The sequence below is a fragment of the Rhodococcus sp. P4_E4 genome (assembly GCF_056401575.1).
The window spans coordinates 65,464-81,492 of sequence record NZ_JBFUJB010000007.1 but is presented as its reverse complement, the minus strand read 5'-3'; the positions used below and the strand labels follow the sequence as shown (position 1 = coordinate 81,492).

The following is a 16,029-nucleotide window of genomic DNA, read 5'->3' as shown; positions in this document are numbered from 1 at the left end:
AATGATGAAGTCCACACCGCCCCTCGCGATACGGAGTTGGCGACGATTCGTCGCCATCGCAGGGTTGCTGATCGTCGCACTCGTGGCGATGATCGGTTGCAGTAGCGATTCGAACGACGAACCGACCAAGGCTGCAGAGCCCACGACGCGCGTGATCGAAACCGAAAAGGGCTCGGTCACCGTGCCCGCGTCGGCGGAGCGCATCGTGGTTCTGAGCGGCGGTCTCGCCGGATACCTGTACGCCCTGGACGCACCGGTGGTTGCCACCGATACCCGCGTCCTCGGTGTCACGAACCTCGACGGTGGATTCCCGCCGGCATGGTCGGATGCCGCAAAGGCGCAGGGCACCAAGGAATTGCCGGCCGGCGAGCAGCTCAACATCGAAGCCGTCGCAGCGGCTGAACCCGACCTGATCATCGGCGGTGGACAGGGCATCACCTCGGTTCAGGCCGAGGAACTCTACGACCAGCTGACTGCTATCGCACCCACCGTGTTGGTCCCCAAGACGGTTGCCAACTGGGACAAGCAGCTCGAGATCGTCGCCGATGCCGCAGGTCGTTCGGACAAGGTTCCGGCACTGATCAGCGCGTACGACGACAAGGTCAAAGAGGTCAAGGGCAAGATCAAGGTTCCCGAGGGCAACGTCGTCTACATTCTCTCGCTCGCCAACAACAAGCCGTACCTCGTGCCGCCGACGGCAGCGCTCCCCGCAATGCTCGCCGAGCTCGGTTTCAAGGCCGACGACGTCATGGCCAAGGCCGGCAACCCGCAGCTCTTCGGCTCGGGTGACTCGTTCGAGGTCAGCCCGGAACTGCTCTCGCAGGTCGCCGATGCTCCTGTCGCCTTTGTGATTCCGGTGTCCGGTCGCCCGATGGCCGAACTTGCCACCGATCCGCTCTACTCGCAGCTGCCGTCCTTCAAGGCAGGCACGACGTTCGAGCTCCCCGCCACCAGCTACCGTCCTGACTACGACGGCGCAATGGCTACGCTCGACCTGATCGGCCAGACCTTCGCATGACTCGATTCGGTGGGCTGGTGATCGATGTTTCACCGTTGCGGACCAGCCGTCCATTCAGGTACGCGTTTTCCGCGCGATTGATCTCGCTGCTCGGGATCGGACTGCTCGTCGTAGCCGTTCCCGCACAGACGTACCAGCTCACCGGCTCGACCTTGCAGGTTGCCGGAGTGTCCACGGCGATGGCCATCGCCATGTTCTTCGGCAGCCTGTTCGGCGGTGTGCTCGCTGATCGTTACGACCGGCGACGCACCATCCAGTTGGCCCGCAGTGCTGCGGGTCTCGGCTTTGTCATTCTCGGGTGCAATGCGCTCTTGCCACACCCGTCGATGTGGGTCATCTACGTCGCGGCAGCCGTCGACGGCTTGGCCGGCGGTGTCAGCAGCTCGGCCTTGATGGCTTTGATGCCGACGTTGTTGCCGCGCAACAAGATGGCTGCGGCCGGCGCTTTGGTAGCGCTGACCACCGACATCGGGACGATGATCTCGCCGGCAATCGCCGGCGTGATCATCGCCTCCGGCGGCATCCCCGCGACATACTTTGTTGCTGCGGTGGCCACCGCAGCAACTGTCACGTTGTTCCAAGCCATCGGCCCTTCCCCTGCACCGGGCACGAATCACGAAAGCCCGATGCGCGCGCTTGTGACCGGCGTGAAATTCGCCGGCACGCACACAGTCATTCGCGGCATCCTGATCAGCGGACTGTTGGTCATGTTCGTCAGCGGGCCTATGGTGTTGCTGCCTGCCTTCGTCGACCAGGTTCTCGGCGGCGGACCCACCATGCTCGGTCTGCTCTACGGCGCCCCCGCTGTCGGCGCTGTGGTCGGTTCCCTCACCAGCGGGTGGACGGGACGAGTCCACCGCAACGGCGCCGCGATGTTGATCTCTGTTGCGCTGATGCCTCTCGGCCTGGTGGTACTGGGTGCGTCGGGAGCAGCGATTGTCGCGTTCCTGGGCCTGGCCGGATTCGGCCTCGGCCGCGCACTCAACGACATTCTGAGATTTGCAGTCCTTCAACAGAACACGCCGGACGAATTGCGCGGACGCGTGTCCAGTCTGTGGATGGTGCAAGCCGTCACGGGTACGGCGATCGGTTCGATGGCAGCCGGGTTCCTCGGGCAGTGGCTCGAGCCTGGCGCCGCGCTACTGGTCTTGGGGCTCGCCGGTGTGACACTGGGCCTGGTGCTCCTGGCAGCATTGGGTTCGGTGCGCCGGGTAACTTCGGAGATCAACGAAGTCGATCTCTCCGAAAACACTGTGCCGGTGGGGAATGCTCCGCCGGAAAAGGAAGGTAGTTCATGAACCGAGGAGACCACCTCGCGACCATCGCCGAAGTTCTGGCGGGAACCACCGGCGCAAAAGTGCCGTACCCCATCGGCATTCGCGAACTCGAAGTTGTTCGCAGCGAAATGGTCGGGACCGGACTGTTGCGTCTGACCTTGGGTGGACCGGAGTTGGAGGGCTTCGAATCGCACGCTCCCGACGAGCATGTCCGCCTGGTGTACCCGGATGCAGACGGAACTTTGCGTCTACCCGAACGCGACGGATTCAGCCTGAAGTGGCCTCGTCCATTGCCGATCTCGCGTGAGTACACCGTCCGTCGATACGACGCCGAGGCGGGGGAGCTGGACCTCGACTTCGCGCTCCACGAAGGTGGGTACGCCTCTGATTGGGCTCAGGCGGCCACCGTCGGCACTCGGGTGCACGTGGCAGGTCCGCCCGGCGGCGTCGTAGTTCCATGGACGTACGACCGCTATCTGCTGGCCGGTGACATCACCGCCCTTCCTGCCATTGCTCGTTGGCTCGAGATGATGCCCGCTGCTGCCGCCGGGTGGGTGTTCGTCGAGATCACCGACCCTTCACAGGAAATCGAACTCACTGTTCCGGAAGGAGTCGAGGTGCGATGGCTGCACCGCGGTGACGTCCCAGCCGGTCACTCGGATCTGCTCGAGCAGGCAGTCCGGACGGTCACCGTGCCCGAAGGTGAGCGCCTCTACGCCTGGATCTCCGGTGAGGCCACCAGTCTCAAGCCGATTCGCAGATTCGTGCGCGACGAACTCGGCCTGAGTTCGGGCGACCACCTGATCACGGGCTACTGGAAGCGCGGAGTCGCAGACTTCGACGAGGACGACGACCACTGAACATCGGTTGACGCCGGTTTCGGCATCGTCACCGCGACAACGAGTCCGACAATCGCAACGATTGCCGCCACTCCGAAAGCCGTGGCGAATGCCGAGTGCTGGGGAAGGCCGCCGGATGAAGTCGCGCTCGCGATGATCCCGGCGGCAATTTGGGTTCCCACAGCAGAACCCAGCGATCTGGCGATCGTGACTATTGCCGTCGTGACACCTACGCGGTCTGCCGGTGCGCTGTCGGCGGAGATGACGAACACTGCCGTCGACGCGGCGGCAACGCCGGTACCCGCAAGGATCAGCACCACAACGATCTGCCACATCGTGGTTGCAAAGACCCCGGCGGCGCCGCTGAGGCCGAGAGAGGCAACTCCCGCTACCGCAATGGCTTTCGTGCCGACCCGTTGCGCGAGCTTTCCGGAGATCACCGACGCGATGACCGCTGCGCCGTAGCCGACGCACAGCAGGAAGCCGATGGCGCTGGTCGACGCACCGCGGCCGAATCCGCTCTCTGCCGGCACGGCGAGTTGCTGCGGAAGTAGATAGACAACAGCGCCGTAGGTGAACCCGAAAACCACGCCGACGACCACGGCGCTCCACATCGAACGATGCCGCATCATCGTCAGGTCGACCATCGGCTCGGTTGTCCGGCTCTGATACCTGGCCCAGATCGTGAACACGGCAGCGGAAGCGAGAAGCAGCAGCATCGACGTCGGTGCGCCCCACCCGTTGCTCGATGCGCTCGCCAGCCACGCCGTCAGCGTCAACAAGCCCAGAGCCAATCCGGCAGCTCCCGGCCAATCGAGTCGGCCGCCGACGTTCGACATATGATCTCGTGGTGTGCTCACGGCAAAAGCAATTGCGCCGAGCAAAACGAACGCGGTCGGAACTGCATACATCGCGGTGCGTGAGACGTTTTCCGCGACGGGTCCCGCCAGCACGACTCCCAGAGCGCCGCCGGCCACGACGACAGCCCCGAGCAAACCCGTGGCCGTCTTGAGTCGGTCCGAGGACAAAGTGCGTCGTAGGACCACGAAGCTCACGGGCAACAACCCGAGCCCGAATCCCTGGAGAAACTGGCCGAGGACGAACAGCGGGAAGATCGTTGCAAGAGCGGACACGCTGCCGCCCAGGACGACGATTGTCGTGATCGCGAGCAAGGTGGGGCGGGCGCCGTACACGTCGGCTATTCGCCCGGCCATCGGCGTGACGAGAACAGTGCTCAACGTCAGAGCGACGGATGCGAGCGCTCCGACGTCGGCCGTCACTCCGAAGTCTCTCTGTATCAGGGGGAGTGCGGGGACGATGATGCTTTCGAGCGCGGCGACGGCAGCGATCAGCAGGGTCAGGCTTGCGATAGTTGCTACCGGTCGCGGCTGATTTCCGGAGATGCTCTCTGTGGTCATCGTGCTCTCTTTCGATCGGGGAGTGAGGGGCTTCTGGACACGACGAAGCGCCGCCCCAGCAAGAGTCCGGAAGGGTTGTGGCACTGGGTATATAGGTCAGTGCGGTAGAGCGTCTTGTTATTTCGTTACGCGTACCGTTATTGTGGAGAAATGTAATCGGATTCAGCGCACAAAGCAAGAGCCGGATGGGGCGGAATTGGCGCGAAGTATCGCGAGACCACAACCGGCAGACTTTCGCTGTTGTGGTCGGTCAGGGTCAGGTGATGTGACGATGAGGCGTATTTCTCGTCGAACATGACGCTGGTCACCAAAAGGGCTCTGCCAGCGGGGAGTTCATCTGCCGGACACATCCAAGGTCCCCGTTTGCATGCCGGGTTTGTTAGCTTTCTGCCTGTGACGCGACGTCACGGAAAGTTCACGAATCACGGAGGATCATCATGGGTTCTATTTCAACGATCATCGGCATCTTCGAGCTCTACAAGCTGCTCGAGCCGCTGCTGAGTTCGCTGAGCTGATTCAGGTGTGATTTCGCTGTCGAGCCGGGGCGCCGAGGGACTCGGCTCGGCAGCGGATCTCGAGGATCCGGCGCGATCAGGACCCGTGGAACAGATGTCGGCACCGGCAGAATTCCATCGCTCCGGTGTAGTGGTCCATCACCAGGATTTCTGCGCACCGAGCGGGCTGCGGTGCGAACCTGAGGCAGCGCTCGATCCAGCCGCGCTCGAGCGAAGGGGCCGGGTGCGCGCAGTTCCCGCATCGGCCGGGACGTTCGGCGACACGTACGGAACCGTGGTGCTCCGGGGGCATGCCAAACATCTTGGTGGTGCGATGTTTCCAGGGCAATGGTTCGGCTCGAGCGGAAGCTATGTCACGAAAGCGCGACGGCGATATGCGAGGACCGAACCCGATGAGGCTGCCCTACCTAGCTACCTGATAGATCCGATTGTCCAGACTGAGTTTTTTGGTGCAAGCTGCGGCTACTGCGCTGACGCCCAGAAATTCTCGGACTATCTGGGCAACGATCATGTGGTTGTAACCGCGAACAGAATCCGATCCGGCTCGCGTTGCATACGGGTGATCGCGACGCGGCCCCCGATCCAAGCACCAAGTGCACCAATCGCAACAGCGACAGGGATGGCGAAATAGTTCACCGGGTTTGGTAGCAGCGCCCCGAGTAGAACGCCGGGCGCCGTTGTCGCGGCGAAGATGACGATGGCGAGGATGATCAGTCCGAAGGACGAGCCGTTGAAGGACCCGCGGGTGTTGAAGGAGAACGTCTTCTTCATCTCCGGAACCGGGTAGGGCGCTTTGGCGGATATCGCCACTACCAATCCTGCACCGACTCCCATCATCGAAATGCCGACGGCGATCGGCACGGCCAGTCGGTCGGTCCCGAGGTCCCCGAAGATCCGTACAGCAGCTGTTGCGACGACCACGAAGGGTGTCATCACGATTGCCCACGCGATTTGTCGGCCCCGGACGTCAGCGGCAGCGGCTTCGGGGATCATCACCAGATGCCAGATCGATGCGCCGTCGAATCCGTACAGATTCGATCCGGCTGCCATTGCCAGGTAGATCAGGAACCAGGCACCCCATGCGGCGGAGAAGGGGATCGATGACGAGATCAGCGGTCCGAAGCCGGAGACCAAGGTCATGATGGCAACGGAGAGCAGTTGTGTTCGTCGGCGCATGTCTCCGTGCCAGAGCGAAAGCTCGCGAGAGATGACGGTGCCCAGTCGGGATGCGCGCCAACCGGTTCGAATGTCGCGGCCCTGGTTCTTCAATTGCACGGAAGTGGCGCCCGCTGATTCTGCGACCTTCCCGTTGAAGTAGCGAACGACCAGGCGTTGCCATGACCACAGCAGTGCGAGATCGACCAGCACCAGGGCGAGGACTGCTCCGGCGGCGAGGAGCCAGGCGCCTCCTGCTGCTGCGTCGACACTGGTGATTCCCCACGCGAACGGTATCGAATGCGCGACCGTGAGCGGCCACGTGACGTCGCCGTCCACGACCGTGCCGAGGCGACTCTGCAGCGGAAATTGCAGCAGATACAGTCCGCCGAAGAACGTGCCGAATACCAACAGTCCCAGTTCGCGGCTGCGACGACTCCGCAGGAGCTGCGACATCGCCAGCATCGCGACCCGTGAGGTGCCTACAATGAGCAGGACCGTTGCGGGCCAAGCGATAATGGCCAATGGCAGTGCGGCAGGGTGGTGTGTAGCGGCATAAATTGGAATCGCTGCTGCAGCCAACGCGGTAATCGGCACGGTCATACCGACCAGCGACGTCGAGAACAGTGCTCTGGCGAGTCGGACGGGTTCCAGGGGGAGTGGTTGGAACTGTCTGGGGTGAAGATTGTCATCTGACAGACCAGACATGATCGGCATCAAGATCCACATCACGCCGATAGCCGACAGTGCGAGACTGGTTGTGCCGCTGACGAGTTCGGAAGAGCTCGCGCTCGTCCCCGAGGCTTGCAGGCACAGCAGAGCTGCCCCCAGAACGCCGAAGAGTGCTGCCACGACTTTGATGACGGCTCTGCCGCCGGTGAATTGACGTTTGTAGAGGGTCACGCGCATGCGGAGAACAGTGCGCCACAGTGAGGTTGGGGCGCTGCGCGTCGTCGGCAAGCTCGTAATGCTCATGCGCGCATCCATGACAGTCCGTCGGGATTGGGACTGCGGCTGCCGACAAGGCGAACGAATGCCTCGTCGAGTGTGTTCCCTGCGCGCACCTCGTCGACCGTTCCTGAAGCCACGACGCGACCGTCTGCGATGACTCCGATGTGAGTACACAGTTGTTCGACAAGGGCCATCACGTGACTGGAAAGAATGACCGAGCCACCTGAGTGGACGAACGAGAGCAGAATGCTCCGAATTCCGGCCGAAGAAATGGGGTCGACAGCTTCGAACGGCTCATCCAGTACCAGTAAGCGAGGGCCGTGCAACAAGGCCGAGGCCAACCCGATTTTCTTCGTCATGCCCGCTGAATAATCGGCGATGACCGTTCCACCTGCATCGGCGAGATCGAGCGCGGCCAACAGTTCGTCGCGTCGTGACGCGATGACGTCCTCTGGCATGCCGCGCAGGCGTCCGAAATAGGTGAGTAGTTCATAGCCGGTGAACTGGGCGGGTAGCGCCAGACCGTCGGGTAGAACGCCGAGCAGACTCTTCGCTGCGACAGGGTCGTTCCACACGTCGTAGCCGTACACCAGGCTGCGACCGTAGTGCGGGCGAAGCAATCCGACAGCCATCGACAGTGTGGTCGTTTTTCCCGCACCGTTAGGGCCCACCAGGCCGAACAACGAACCTGAGGGCACCGCGAGGGAAAGGTCGTTCACAGCAACTTTCGCGCCGAACGCCATGCAGAGGTGTTCCACCTGTAAGGCCATTGGTCCGGGAGGCAACTGGCCTGTCTCGGGGAGAGGGTGCATCGATCGAGGGTAACTGTCCGGAGCCCTGTGCGCGGAGACGGATCGGAGCGATGCAGGCTGCGTGCACCGAATGTCATTGGTAGGTGGTTGGTCGCGGCATGAGTCGCTGGTTCGCAAGCTGAGCGGATGGCAGGAGTCGAACCTGCGTGGACGGTTTTGCAGACCGCTGCCTTGCCGCTCGGCCACACCCGCATTGATCCAATTATGTTCGTAGTGAACAACAGTCGCCAGGATTGTGATCAGGGTGAATTGATCGCCATGTGACGGGTTGTGGGGAAGGCGGTGAACTGGCGGGCTAGGCGCGGGAGAACACCGCGACCAGGAATTCGGAATTGTCCTTGAACGGGCGCAGGTCCCACGTAGACAGCAGCAGATCAGCCTCGAGGCCACTCGCGGCCGCGTCGGCGAGAAACTCGGGGAACTCGTAGCCGCGGCCGGCACCGAATCCGATGACCACTCGGCCGCTCGGAGCGAGATGACGAGCAAATCCTGACAATACTGCGTGCCTGGTTGGCGGAGCGAGAAACGCCATCACGTTGCCTGCCGACACGATGACGTCGAAATTCGCCTCGACACCGCGGGCCGGTAGATCGAGCTCGGCGAGATCGCCGACAAGCCACGTCGGGCCGGGGTGGTCCTCCTCCGCGGCAGCGATGAGAACCGGGTCAACGTCGACTCCGACAACCACATGCCCGACGTCGTGCAGATAACCGCCGAGTCGGCCCGGCCCGCACCCTGCATCGAGAACCCGGCCACCGCGTCCGAGCATCGCGTCGATCAAACGTGCTTCCCCGACAATGTCCTTGCCGTCCGCTCTCATGGAACGGAAACGCTCGACATATCGTGTGGAATGCGTCGAGTCGGCTGCAGTGATCTCTTCCCACTGGCTGGGGATGCGCTCGTTCGGGGCCTGTGCAGTCATCTTTCGAGGGTACCGACAGCTCACCGGGTGCCGACGACCGTCCCGTCTGCGGCATATCCGACGAGAGTTGGACGCGGGAAGGTGAGCGAGAGGGGAATCCATCCGTAGAAGCGGTCTTCGGCAAGAATTGTCGGATAGATTTGGCCGTCTGCGGTGTGAAGTTCGGCCCGAACGGCACCTCCCGCCCCTGCGTCGTAGGTCGCCTCGTGCGAACCGGCCTCGTACCCGGCGCCGCCCCCGAATGAATCTGCGCCGTACAAGTCGTCGTTCGATCTGCAGCCGTGTCCGAGGCTGATGAATTTCGACGGACCAACCTTGTCGGTCTCGGATGACGTCTCGAAAACCGGGGCGACGCACCTCCAGCCATCAGCGCCGTGGGCAACGAAGACGCTGAACACGGTTCCGTCAGGTCCGGGGATGGACCCGACCCGCTCGGCGGTGGACGGATCTATTCCGCCGTTGGTTCCCGGCATGGTCTGCCAACCCGTGTACATATCCGTAAACGGTTTAGGCATCATCGCCGTGGCAGCGGCGCAGCCCACCATTCCCGCTGCACAGAGCATCGCGACGAGAGCTACGGCGCCTACCCGGCGGCGTGGAACTCTGGGTGTTCCAATGTTGTTTTCGTCAGCGATGATTCGGATGCGAGCGGCAACCTGGACGTTCTCGGGCCAGAGTTCGGCGGAAAGAGAATCGGTCGGCCGCAGCTTCTCGAGGGTGGTCAGCAAATCTTTGCTCATGGAGTACTCCCGTGTTCGGCGGCAGCGCAAGGTCGGGCGGTGTTCATCGGGATCGCGGTGTCAGGTTCTGAAGCCAGCCCGGTGCTCAATCGACGCCGAGCGCGAAAGAGTCGAACATGCATGGCTGGAACCGAACACCCGGCGACCCGCGCTGCTTCGGTGGCGGTCAATCCGTCCCAGGCAGTCAGGAGTAGGGCTTCACGCTCGGTGACGGTGAGTGTTGTCAGTGCTTCGAGCAGTTCTGTGCGGTCGGTGACAGTAACGTCGGCGCCCGGCGTCGATGCCGCAATCTGTTCGATGCGTCGCATCTTCTCGGTCAACGCATCATGGCGCCGAACGCTCCGACGGTTGTTGCTCACGGTGTTTCGAGCCACCACCAACAGCCACGGAAGTGCCTGTTCGGGCACTTCGTCCAAGCGTCGCCAGGCAACGAGGAACGTCTCGGAGACAACTTCCTGTGCGCTGTGATGATCAACGTGGCGGCAGGTGTACGCGAACACCCGACCGGCGTAGGCGTCCCACAGGACGGTGAAACGCTCTTCGTCGCTCGGTGGTGGCCCGTCCTCGGATTTCGGCGTCATAAGAAGAGATGTCCGGCTGGTTGCTGATCCTTACAGCGTGGGCGCCAATGGACGGTATGCCGTGTTACTCCGGCCGAGGATTCCGACGGTCAGGAGCAACAACGCAAGGATGTACAGCGTCATGATCCAGATGCCGGCAGCGGCAGGCTGCCACTTGTTCGCCTGACCGAGCAGGATCAGGGCGTCAGAGGTGAGGAACAGTGCGCCGCCGATACCGGTGGTCGTGTTGTAGGCCAGTGCGGTGGACGCGGTTCCCACCAGGATTGCGGCGTACACAGGGACGGCAATCCGAAGTGCCGGTTCGAGACCGGTCCAGGCGTACGACACAAGGGCAATTCCGGCAACGGCGTACGCGCACAAAAACCATGGCCGCCTTCGTATCTCCCGAAGAGCGCCGTGCGAGAGAAAGAATCGGATGAAACAGACGTGACCGATCGCGAAGGCGGCCATCCCGATGACAAACGTGGAGTCCCAGATCAGGAACAGGTCTCCGAAAGCGCAGGCAATCAGCGCAGCAGCAACAATCCTCGGTCCGCCTTGGTCGACAACCCAGGCAGCCAGAATCGGCGCGAGCATGACCTTGGTGATCCCGTCCCAGGGCGCAGCATCAGCGGCATTCAGGATCAGATGAAGAATCGCTACCGCGGAAAACCCGACAAACCATGGCGACCGGAAGGTACTCGGCAGTCCGGCGTCGCCAACAGATTCACGCATCGGCTCAGTGCACGAAGTCCGCTGCACGCTCGGCGAGATCGAGCGCCGGCTGGGGGAGTATGCCGAGGATGAGCGTTACACCGGCGCCGAGGCCGATCACACTGCTGGTCAGTGCACTTGGCACCACGACGGTCGGTGCGTCTTCCGCCGATTCGGTGAAGAACATCAACACGATCACTCGCACGTAGAAGTAGGCGGCGATCGCGCTGCACAGGACGCCGACGATCACGAGAGGCGCGGCCCCACCCTCGGCGGCCGCGCTGAACACCGCGAACTTTCCGATGAACCCACTGGTCAACGGAATCCCGGCGAAAGCCAACAGGAACAGTGCAAACACAACGCCGACCAATGGTGAGCGTCTGCCCAATCCGGCCCAGCGCGACAGTGCGGCGACCTCACCGTCAGCGTCCCGGACCACACTGACGACGGCGAACGCACCCACGGTGCTGAATCCGTAAGCCAGAAGATAGAACATCGACGAGGCGAGGCCGGCATCCGAGTCGGCCACCACGGCGGTCAGAATGAATCCGGTGTGCGCGATAGCCGAATAGGCCAGCATTCGCTTCATATCCGTCTGCGTCACGGCAACGATCGATCCGACAACCATCGTGAGAATCGCGACCGCCCACATCAGAGGGCGCCAGTTCACGTATTCATTGGGCAGGGCCACGTAGAAGACGCGAAGGATGGCGCCGAACGCGGCAATCTTGGTCGCAGTCGCCATGAAACTGGTGATCGGCGTCGGCGCCCCTTGATAGACGTCGGGAATCCACGAATGAAACGGCACTGCACCGACTTTGAACAGCAACCCCACTGCCACCAGGGCCGTTCCGAGCCAGAGGAAGGCGTCGGTGCCCGACCCGATGCGTGCTGCGTCGGCGATACCGGAGAGCGTGACCGTCCCGGCATAGCCGTACAGCAACGCAATTCCGAAAACGAAGAACGCCGACGAAAATGCCCCGAGCAGAAAGTACTTGAGCGCAGCTTCCTGGGAGAGCAGGCGACGTCTGCGTGCCAGACCGCACAGGAGATACAGAGGCAGTGAGAACACTTCGAGCGCAACGAACATCGTCAGTAGATCGTTCGAAGCCGGAAACAACAACATACCGCCGACCGCAAAGAGCGTGAGCGGAAAGACTTCGGTCTGGGCGATACCGACCTTCACTGCTTCTTGCTCCGCAACACTTCCCGGGACGCTCGACGCTTGAGGGGTGAAACTGCCGAGCGCGTCATGTTGCGCAATCACTTCGGCAGTGTTGCCCGAGCCTCGCTCGGCAATCAGCAGTACCGCGGGGATCGACACAAGAAGGATCGTGGCCTGCAAGAACAGCGTCGGTCCGTCGACCGCAACAGAACCCATCATCGCCGTCGACCGCGTGCCGGCGAGCAGAAGCACTGCCACGAACGCAGCCGCCAAACCTCCGACACCGAGAACGAGTTGCACTGGGTACCGAATACGCCGGGGTGCAAAGGCTTCGATGAGTACCCCGACCACCGCAACACCGAACACGATCAACATCGGCGCGAGCAGGCTGTATTCGATACTGGGTGATGCCGCGTCGGCCGAGCCGAGGATGGTCACGTCGTTGAAGGAACTCATTTGTGGACACCTCCTTCGTGGTCGGCGACGAGCGGCGTCGGTGCCTCGTAGACGACCGTGTGGCTCACTGCGGGAGTGATGACGTCCAAGGCAGGCTTGGGGTAGATGCCGAGGAGCAGGAGGAGTGCGATCAGAGGGGCGACCACCACGAGTTCGCGTCGCGCGAGGTCGCGGATCGTTCCCTGCCCTTCCTTCACCGGTCCGCCCATCATGCGCTGATAGAGCCAGAGTATGTAGATCGCGGACAGTACAAGCGCGACAGTCGCCGCGATAGCGGCCACGTGGTAGCGCGAGTACGTTCCGATCAGCACCAGGAACTCACTGACGAACGGCGCGAGACCCGGCAGCGACAGTGTTGCCAACCCTGCAACGAGGAATGTGCCGGCCAGGACGGGTGCGACTTTCTGGACGCCGCCGTACGCCGAGATAGATCGTGTACCTCGCTGCGAGACCAGGAAGCCCGCAATCAAGAACAGCGCGGCGGTGGAGATTCCGTGATTGACCATGTACAGCGCGGAACCTGCCTGGCTCTGGCTGGTCATCGCGAAGATTCCGAGAATGATGAAGCCGAAGTGTGAAATCGACGTGTAGGCGATCAGTCGCATGACGTCTGTCTGCGCGATCGCCAGTATTGCGCCGTAGACGATCCCGATCACGGCGAGCGTGATGATCCACGGTGCAAAAGTCGACGACGACTCCGGGAACAGTTGCAGGCAGTAGCGAATCATCGCGAAGGTGCCTACCTTGTCCACGACCGCCATCATCAACACTGCTGTCGACGGAGTCGATTCCACCGCGGAGTCCGGCAACCAACTGTGCAGCGGCCAGAGCGGTGCCTTGACCGCGAACGCGAACATGAATCCGAGGAACAAGGCGTTGAGCACCCCGGGTCCGACGCCGAGTTCACCGCTGCTCGCCGCGGACGCGATCGCTCGGAAGTCGAAAGTGCCGCTGGTGAAGGGACTCTCGTCGCGCGTGGTGACCACGTACAGGCCGATGACCGCAGCGAGCATAACCAGGCCGCCGAGGAGGTTGTAGAGCAGAAACTTCACGGCGGCCCGCGATCGGCCAACTCCACCGAACCCGCCGATGAGGAAATACATCGGTATCAGCATTGCCTCGAAGAAAATATAGAACAGGAGAATATCCAAGGCGCTGAACGAAATCATCACCATGGACTCGACAACAAGGATCAGCGCGAAATAGGTGTGCGGCATCCGCTTGGGTGATGCCGGGTCCGCGGGGACGTCGTTCCAGCCCGCGATCAGTAGCAATGGCACCAGCACTGCGGTGAGAAGAACCAGAACGAGTGCGATGCCGTCAAGTCCGAGTGTGTAGCTGGTACCGAAAGCCGGTATCCAGCTGTGGCTTTCGACGAACTGAAACTGCTCGCCGCCGCGGTCGAACGCAACTCCGAGACCGGCGGCGATCACCAGGACTGCCACGGACACTGCCAGCGCGAGAGATTTGGCAAATTGGTACGACCGTGCAGGCAGAGCGAGGACAACACCCGCTCCGATGAGCGGAAGCAGCCAGAGCGCCGTCAGCGCAGGGAAGCCGGCATTGGTCACAGAGTCGCTCACCGCCGCTTCGATCACCACAGTGTCACCGCCATCATTGTCGCGACCACGAGTGTTGCTCCGACAAACATCACCAGCGCGTACGAACGAACGAACCCGGTCTGCAGCTTCCGCGTGAGCGTGGACAACCCGGTGACGACCACCGCAAAGCTACCCACGACGCCGCCTATTCCCTTGGTGTCGACCACTTCCAGCGACTTGGTAAGTTGTTGTCCCGGCTTCATGAACACCGCCTCGTTGAAGGCGTCACCGTACAGATCACGGCGAGCCGCAACGGTCAACGGAGAAACCGGAGTCGGTGCCACCACGGGAATCTCCCGTGTGGCGTACTCGCGATAAGCAATCGCGACGCCGGCGGCAACTGCGAGCAGCGCCAGCGCGGTGATCGACCATGCGGGTATCGGCGGTTCGACGTGATGGGCGCCGACAACCGGTTCCAGCCAGTTCTGCAAGCTGGACCCGATGGTCAGGAGCATGCCGGCCCCGACGGATCCCACCGCCAGAATGATCATCGGAGACGTCATCACCGCCGGAGATTCGTGAGGTTTCTGGTTCTCCCAGCGGGCCTTCCCGAAGAAGGTCATCAGCATCACGCGGCTCATGTAGAAGGCAGTGAGCGCCGCACCCAAGAGCGTGACGATGCCAAGCACAACACCCTTGACGCCGCCCTCGCCGATTGCAACCTCGATGATCTTGTCCTTGGAGAAGAACCCGGCAAATGGCGGAACACCGATGATGGCAAGATATCCGAGCCCGAACGTGACAAAAGTCAGTGGCATGAACGCCCGGAGTCCGCCGTAGCGCCGCATGTCGGTTTCGTCGTTCATCGCGTGCATCACGGAGCCGGCGCCGAGGAACAGGCCCGCCTTGAAGAATCCGTGGGTGATCAGATGAAGGATTGCGAAGGCGTATCCGGCTGGTCCGAGACCCGCGGCCAGGACCATGTATCCGATCTGACTCATGGTCGATGCGGCGAGCGCTTTCTTGATGTCGTCCTTCGCGCAGCCGATGATCGCACCGAACAGGAGCGTCACGGCACCGACGATGACAACCACGAGTTGAGCGTCGGGCGCGAGATCGAAGATCGGATTGGAGCGCACGATCAGGTAGACGCCGGCGGTGACCATCGTGGCCGCGTGAATCAGAGCCGAAACGGGGGTAGGGCCCTCCATCGCGTCGCCGAGCCACGACTGCAGCGGCACTTGCGCCGACTTCGCGCACGCAGCGAGGAGGAGCATCAGACCGATCGCCGTCAGGACACCTTCGCTTGCGCCGGACGCGTCGCCGAAGACATTGCTGAACGAGAGCGAGCCGAATGTGCTGAACATCAACATCATTGCGATCATCAACCCGATGTCGCCCACCCGATTGACGACAAAAGCCTTCTTGGCAGCAGTCGCCGCCGACGGCTTGTGCTGCCAGAAGCCGATCAGCAGGTATGACGCCAAACCGACACCTTCCCAGCCGACGTAGAGTCCGAGGAAGTTGTCGGCGAGCACCAGAAGCAGCATTGCAGCGAGGAAAAGATTGAGGTACGCGAAGAACTTACGACGCTCGGGGTCGTGCGCCATGTATCCGACCGAGTAGATGTGAATCAGCGAACCTACACCGGTGATGAGCAGAACGAAACACATCGACAGTTGGTCCAGTTGCAGTCCGAACTCGACCTGAAGACTGTCGACCGGGACCCAACTGAACAGGTGCTCGGTGACGGTGCGGTCGGCGGTGTCGCGGCCGAGCATGGCGATGAAAAACACCACTGCGACGACAAACGACGCGATAGCCATGACGCAGGCAAGCAGGTGACCCCACGCGTTCGTGCGACGACCGGCCAGCATAAGAACAGCCGCGCCGCACAGCGGCAGGGCGGGGAGCAACCAGATGGCGGACGTGATTCCTCCTGACAT

General features: G+C 62.2%; 13 protein-coding genes and 1 tRNA gene. 3 read left to right on the top strand and 11 right to left on the bottom strand.

Annotated features, from left to right (window positions below):
• The first annotated feature begins 4 nt into the window (after window positions 1-4).
• Genes AC1DVN_RS10925 through AC1DVN_RS10915 form a run of 3 tightly spaced genes read left to right on the top strand, consistent with a single transcriptional unit; the run spans window position 5 to window position 3,155 of the window.
• Window positions 5-1,018 (top strand): Fe2+-enterobactin ABC transporter substrate-binding protein, encoded by a 1,014-nt coding sequence (locus AC1DVN_RS10925; RefSeq protein WP_029538034.1) that lies wholly within the window; start codon window positions 5-7, stop codon window positions 1,016-1,018.
• Complete coding sequence (entS, locus tag AC1DVN_RS10920; RefSeq protein WP_007735127.1) at window positions 1,015-2,316, top strand: enterobactin transporter EntS; 1,302 nt, start codon at window positions 1,015-1,017, stop codon at window positions 2,314-2,316. The genes AC1DVN_RS10925 and entS overlap by 4 nt, the downstream gene beginning before the upstream one ends.
• Window positions 2,313-3,155: a siderophore-interacting protein gene (locus tag AC1DVN_RS10915; protein ID WP_477845963.1), complete on the top strand. Its 843-nt coding sequence runs from the start codon at window positions 2,313-2,315 to the stop codon at window positions 3,153-3,155. The genes entS and AC1DVN_RS10915 overlap by 4 nt, the downstream gene beginning before the upstream one ends.
• Here AC1DVN_RS10915 and AC1DVN_RS10910 read toward each other — a convergent pair.
• From AC1DVN_RS10910 to nuoL, 11 genes are all read right to left on the bottom strand, one after another.
• Window positions 3,107-4,552 carry an MFS transporter gene (locus tag AC1DVN_RS10910; protein ID WP_477845964.1) on the bottom strand — a complete coding sequence of 482 codons (1,446 nt, stop codon included), beginning with the start codon at window positions 4,550-4,552 and terminating at the stop codon, window positions 3,107-3,109. The genes AC1DVN_RS10915 and AC1DVN_RS10910 overlap by 49 nt on opposite strands.
• Before the next feature lie 1,022 nt (window positions 4,553-5,574).
• A complete protein-coding gene (locus AC1DVN_RS10905) occupies window positions 5,575-7,197 on the bottom strand; it encodes an ABC transporter permease (protein ID WP_477845965.1) in 1,623 nt (540 codons plus the stop codon).
• Complete coding sequence (locus tag AC1DVN_RS10900; protein WP_477993790.1) at window positions 7,194-7,985, bottom strand: ABC transporter ATP-binding protein; 792 nt, start codon at window positions 7,983-7,985, stop codon at window positions 7,194-7,196. Before AC1DVN_RS10900 ends, AC1DVN_RS10905 begins: the two co-directional genes overlap by 4 nt.
• Window positions 7,986-8,106: 121 nt before the next feature.
• A tRNA-Cys gene (locus AC1DVN_RS10895) sits at window positions 8,107-8,177 on the bottom strand.
• Window positions 8,178-8,280: 103 nt separating this feature from the next.
• Window positions 8,281-8,907, bottom strand: coding sequence for a class I SAM-dependent methyltransferase (locus AC1DVN_RS10890; protein ID WP_020969448.1), 627 nt, complete (start codon window positions 8,905-8,907; stop codon window positions 8,281-8,283).
• Between the two features lie 20 nt (window positions 8,908-8,927).
• Window positions 8,928-9,647: a hypothetical protein gene (locus AC1DVN_RS10885; RefSeq protein ID WP_099697714.1), complete on the bottom strand. Its 720-nt coding sequence runs from the start codon at window positions 9,645-9,647 to the stop codon at window positions 8,928-8,930.
• Window positions 9,644-10,228, bottom strand: coding sequence for an RNA polymerase sigma factor (locus AC1DVN_RS10880; RefSeq protein ID WP_020969450.1), 585 nt, complete (start codon window positions 10,226-10,228; stop codon window positions 9,644-9,646). Before AC1DVN_RS10880 ends, AC1DVN_RS10885 begins: the two co-directional genes overlap by 4 nt.
• A 30-nt stretch (window positions 10,229-10,258) precedes the next feature.
• Window positions 10,259-10,942, bottom strand: coding sequence for a lysoplasmalogenase family protein (locus AC1DVN_RS10875; RefSeq protein ID WP_020969451.1), 684 nt, complete (start codon window positions 10,940-10,942; stop codon window positions 10,259-10,261).
• Between the two features lie 4 nt (window positions 10,943-10,946).
• On the bottom strand, window positions 10,947-12,542 hold the full coding sequence (nuoN, locus tag AC1DVN_RS10870; protein WP_020969452.1) for an NADH-quinone oxidoreductase subunit NuoN: 1,596 nt from the start codon (window positions 12,540-12,542) through the stop codon (window positions 10,947-10,949).
• Window positions 12,539-14,143 (bottom strand): NADH-quinone oxidoreductase subunit M, encoded by a 1,605-nt coding sequence (locus tag AC1DVN_RS10865; protein WP_477845966.1) that lies wholly within the window; start codon window positions 14,141-14,143, stop codon window positions 12,539-12,541. The genes nuoN and AC1DVN_RS10865 overlap by 4 nt, the downstream gene beginning before the upstream one ends.
• The gene (gene nuoL / locus AC1DVN_RS10860) at window positions 14,137-16,029 is read right to left on the bottom strand and encodes an NADH-quinone oxidoreductase subunit L (RefSeq protein WP_477845967.1); all 1,893 of its coding nucleotides are present in this window, start codon (window positions 16,027-16,029) and stop codon (window positions 14,137-14,139) included. Before nuoL ends, AC1DVN_RS10865 begins: the two co-directional genes overlap by 7 nt.

Coding starts and splice junctions, on each gene's coding strand:
- AC1DVN_RS10925 (WP_029538034.1), top strand. CDS start 5: ATGAAGTCCACACCGCCCCTCGCGATACGGAGTTGGCGACGATTCGTC.
- AC1DVN_RS10900 (WP_477993790.1), bottom strand. CDS start 7,985: ATGCACCCTCTCCCCGAGACAGGCCAGTTGCCTCCCGGACCAATGGCC.
- AC1DVN_RS10890 (WP_020969448.1), bottom strand. CDS start 8,907: ATGACTGCACAGGCCCCGAACGAGCGCATCCCCAGCCAGTGGGAAGAG.
- AC1DVN_RS10885 (WP_099697714.1), bottom strand. CDS start 9,647: ATGAGCAAAGATTTGCTGACCACCCTCGAGAAGCTGCGGCCGACCGAT.
- nuoL (WP_477845967.1), bottom strand. CDS start 16,029: ATGTCAGGAGGAATCACGTCCGCCATCTGGTTGCTCCCCGCCCTGCCG.
- AC1DVN_RS10910 (WP_477845964.1), bottom strand. CDS start 4,552: ATGACCACAGAGAGCATCTCCGGAAATCAGCCGCGACCGGTAGCAACT.
- AC1DVN_RS10880 (WP_020969450.1), bottom strand. CDS start 10,228: ATGACGCCGAAATCCGAGGACGGGCCACCACCGAGCGACGAAGAGCGT.
- AC1DVN_RS10905 (WP_477845965.1), bottom strand. CDS start 7,197: ATGAGCATTACGAGCTTGCCGACGACGCGCAGCGCCCCAACCTCACTG.
- entS (WP_007735127.1), top strand. CDS start 1,015: ATGACTCGATTCGGTGGGCTGGTGATCGATGTTTCACCGTTGCGGACC.
- AC1DVN_RS10915 (WP_477845963.1), top strand. CDS start 2,313: ATGAACCGAGGAGACCACCTCGCGACCATCGCCGAAGTTCTGGCGGGA.
- nuoN (WP_020969452.1), bottom strand. CDS start 12,542: ATGAGTTCCTTCAACGACGTGACCATCCTCGGCTCGGCCGACGCGGCA.
- AC1DVN_RS10875 (WP_020969451.1), bottom strand. CDS start 10,942: ATGCGTGAATCTGTTGGCGACGCCGGACTGCCGAGTACCTTCCGGTCG.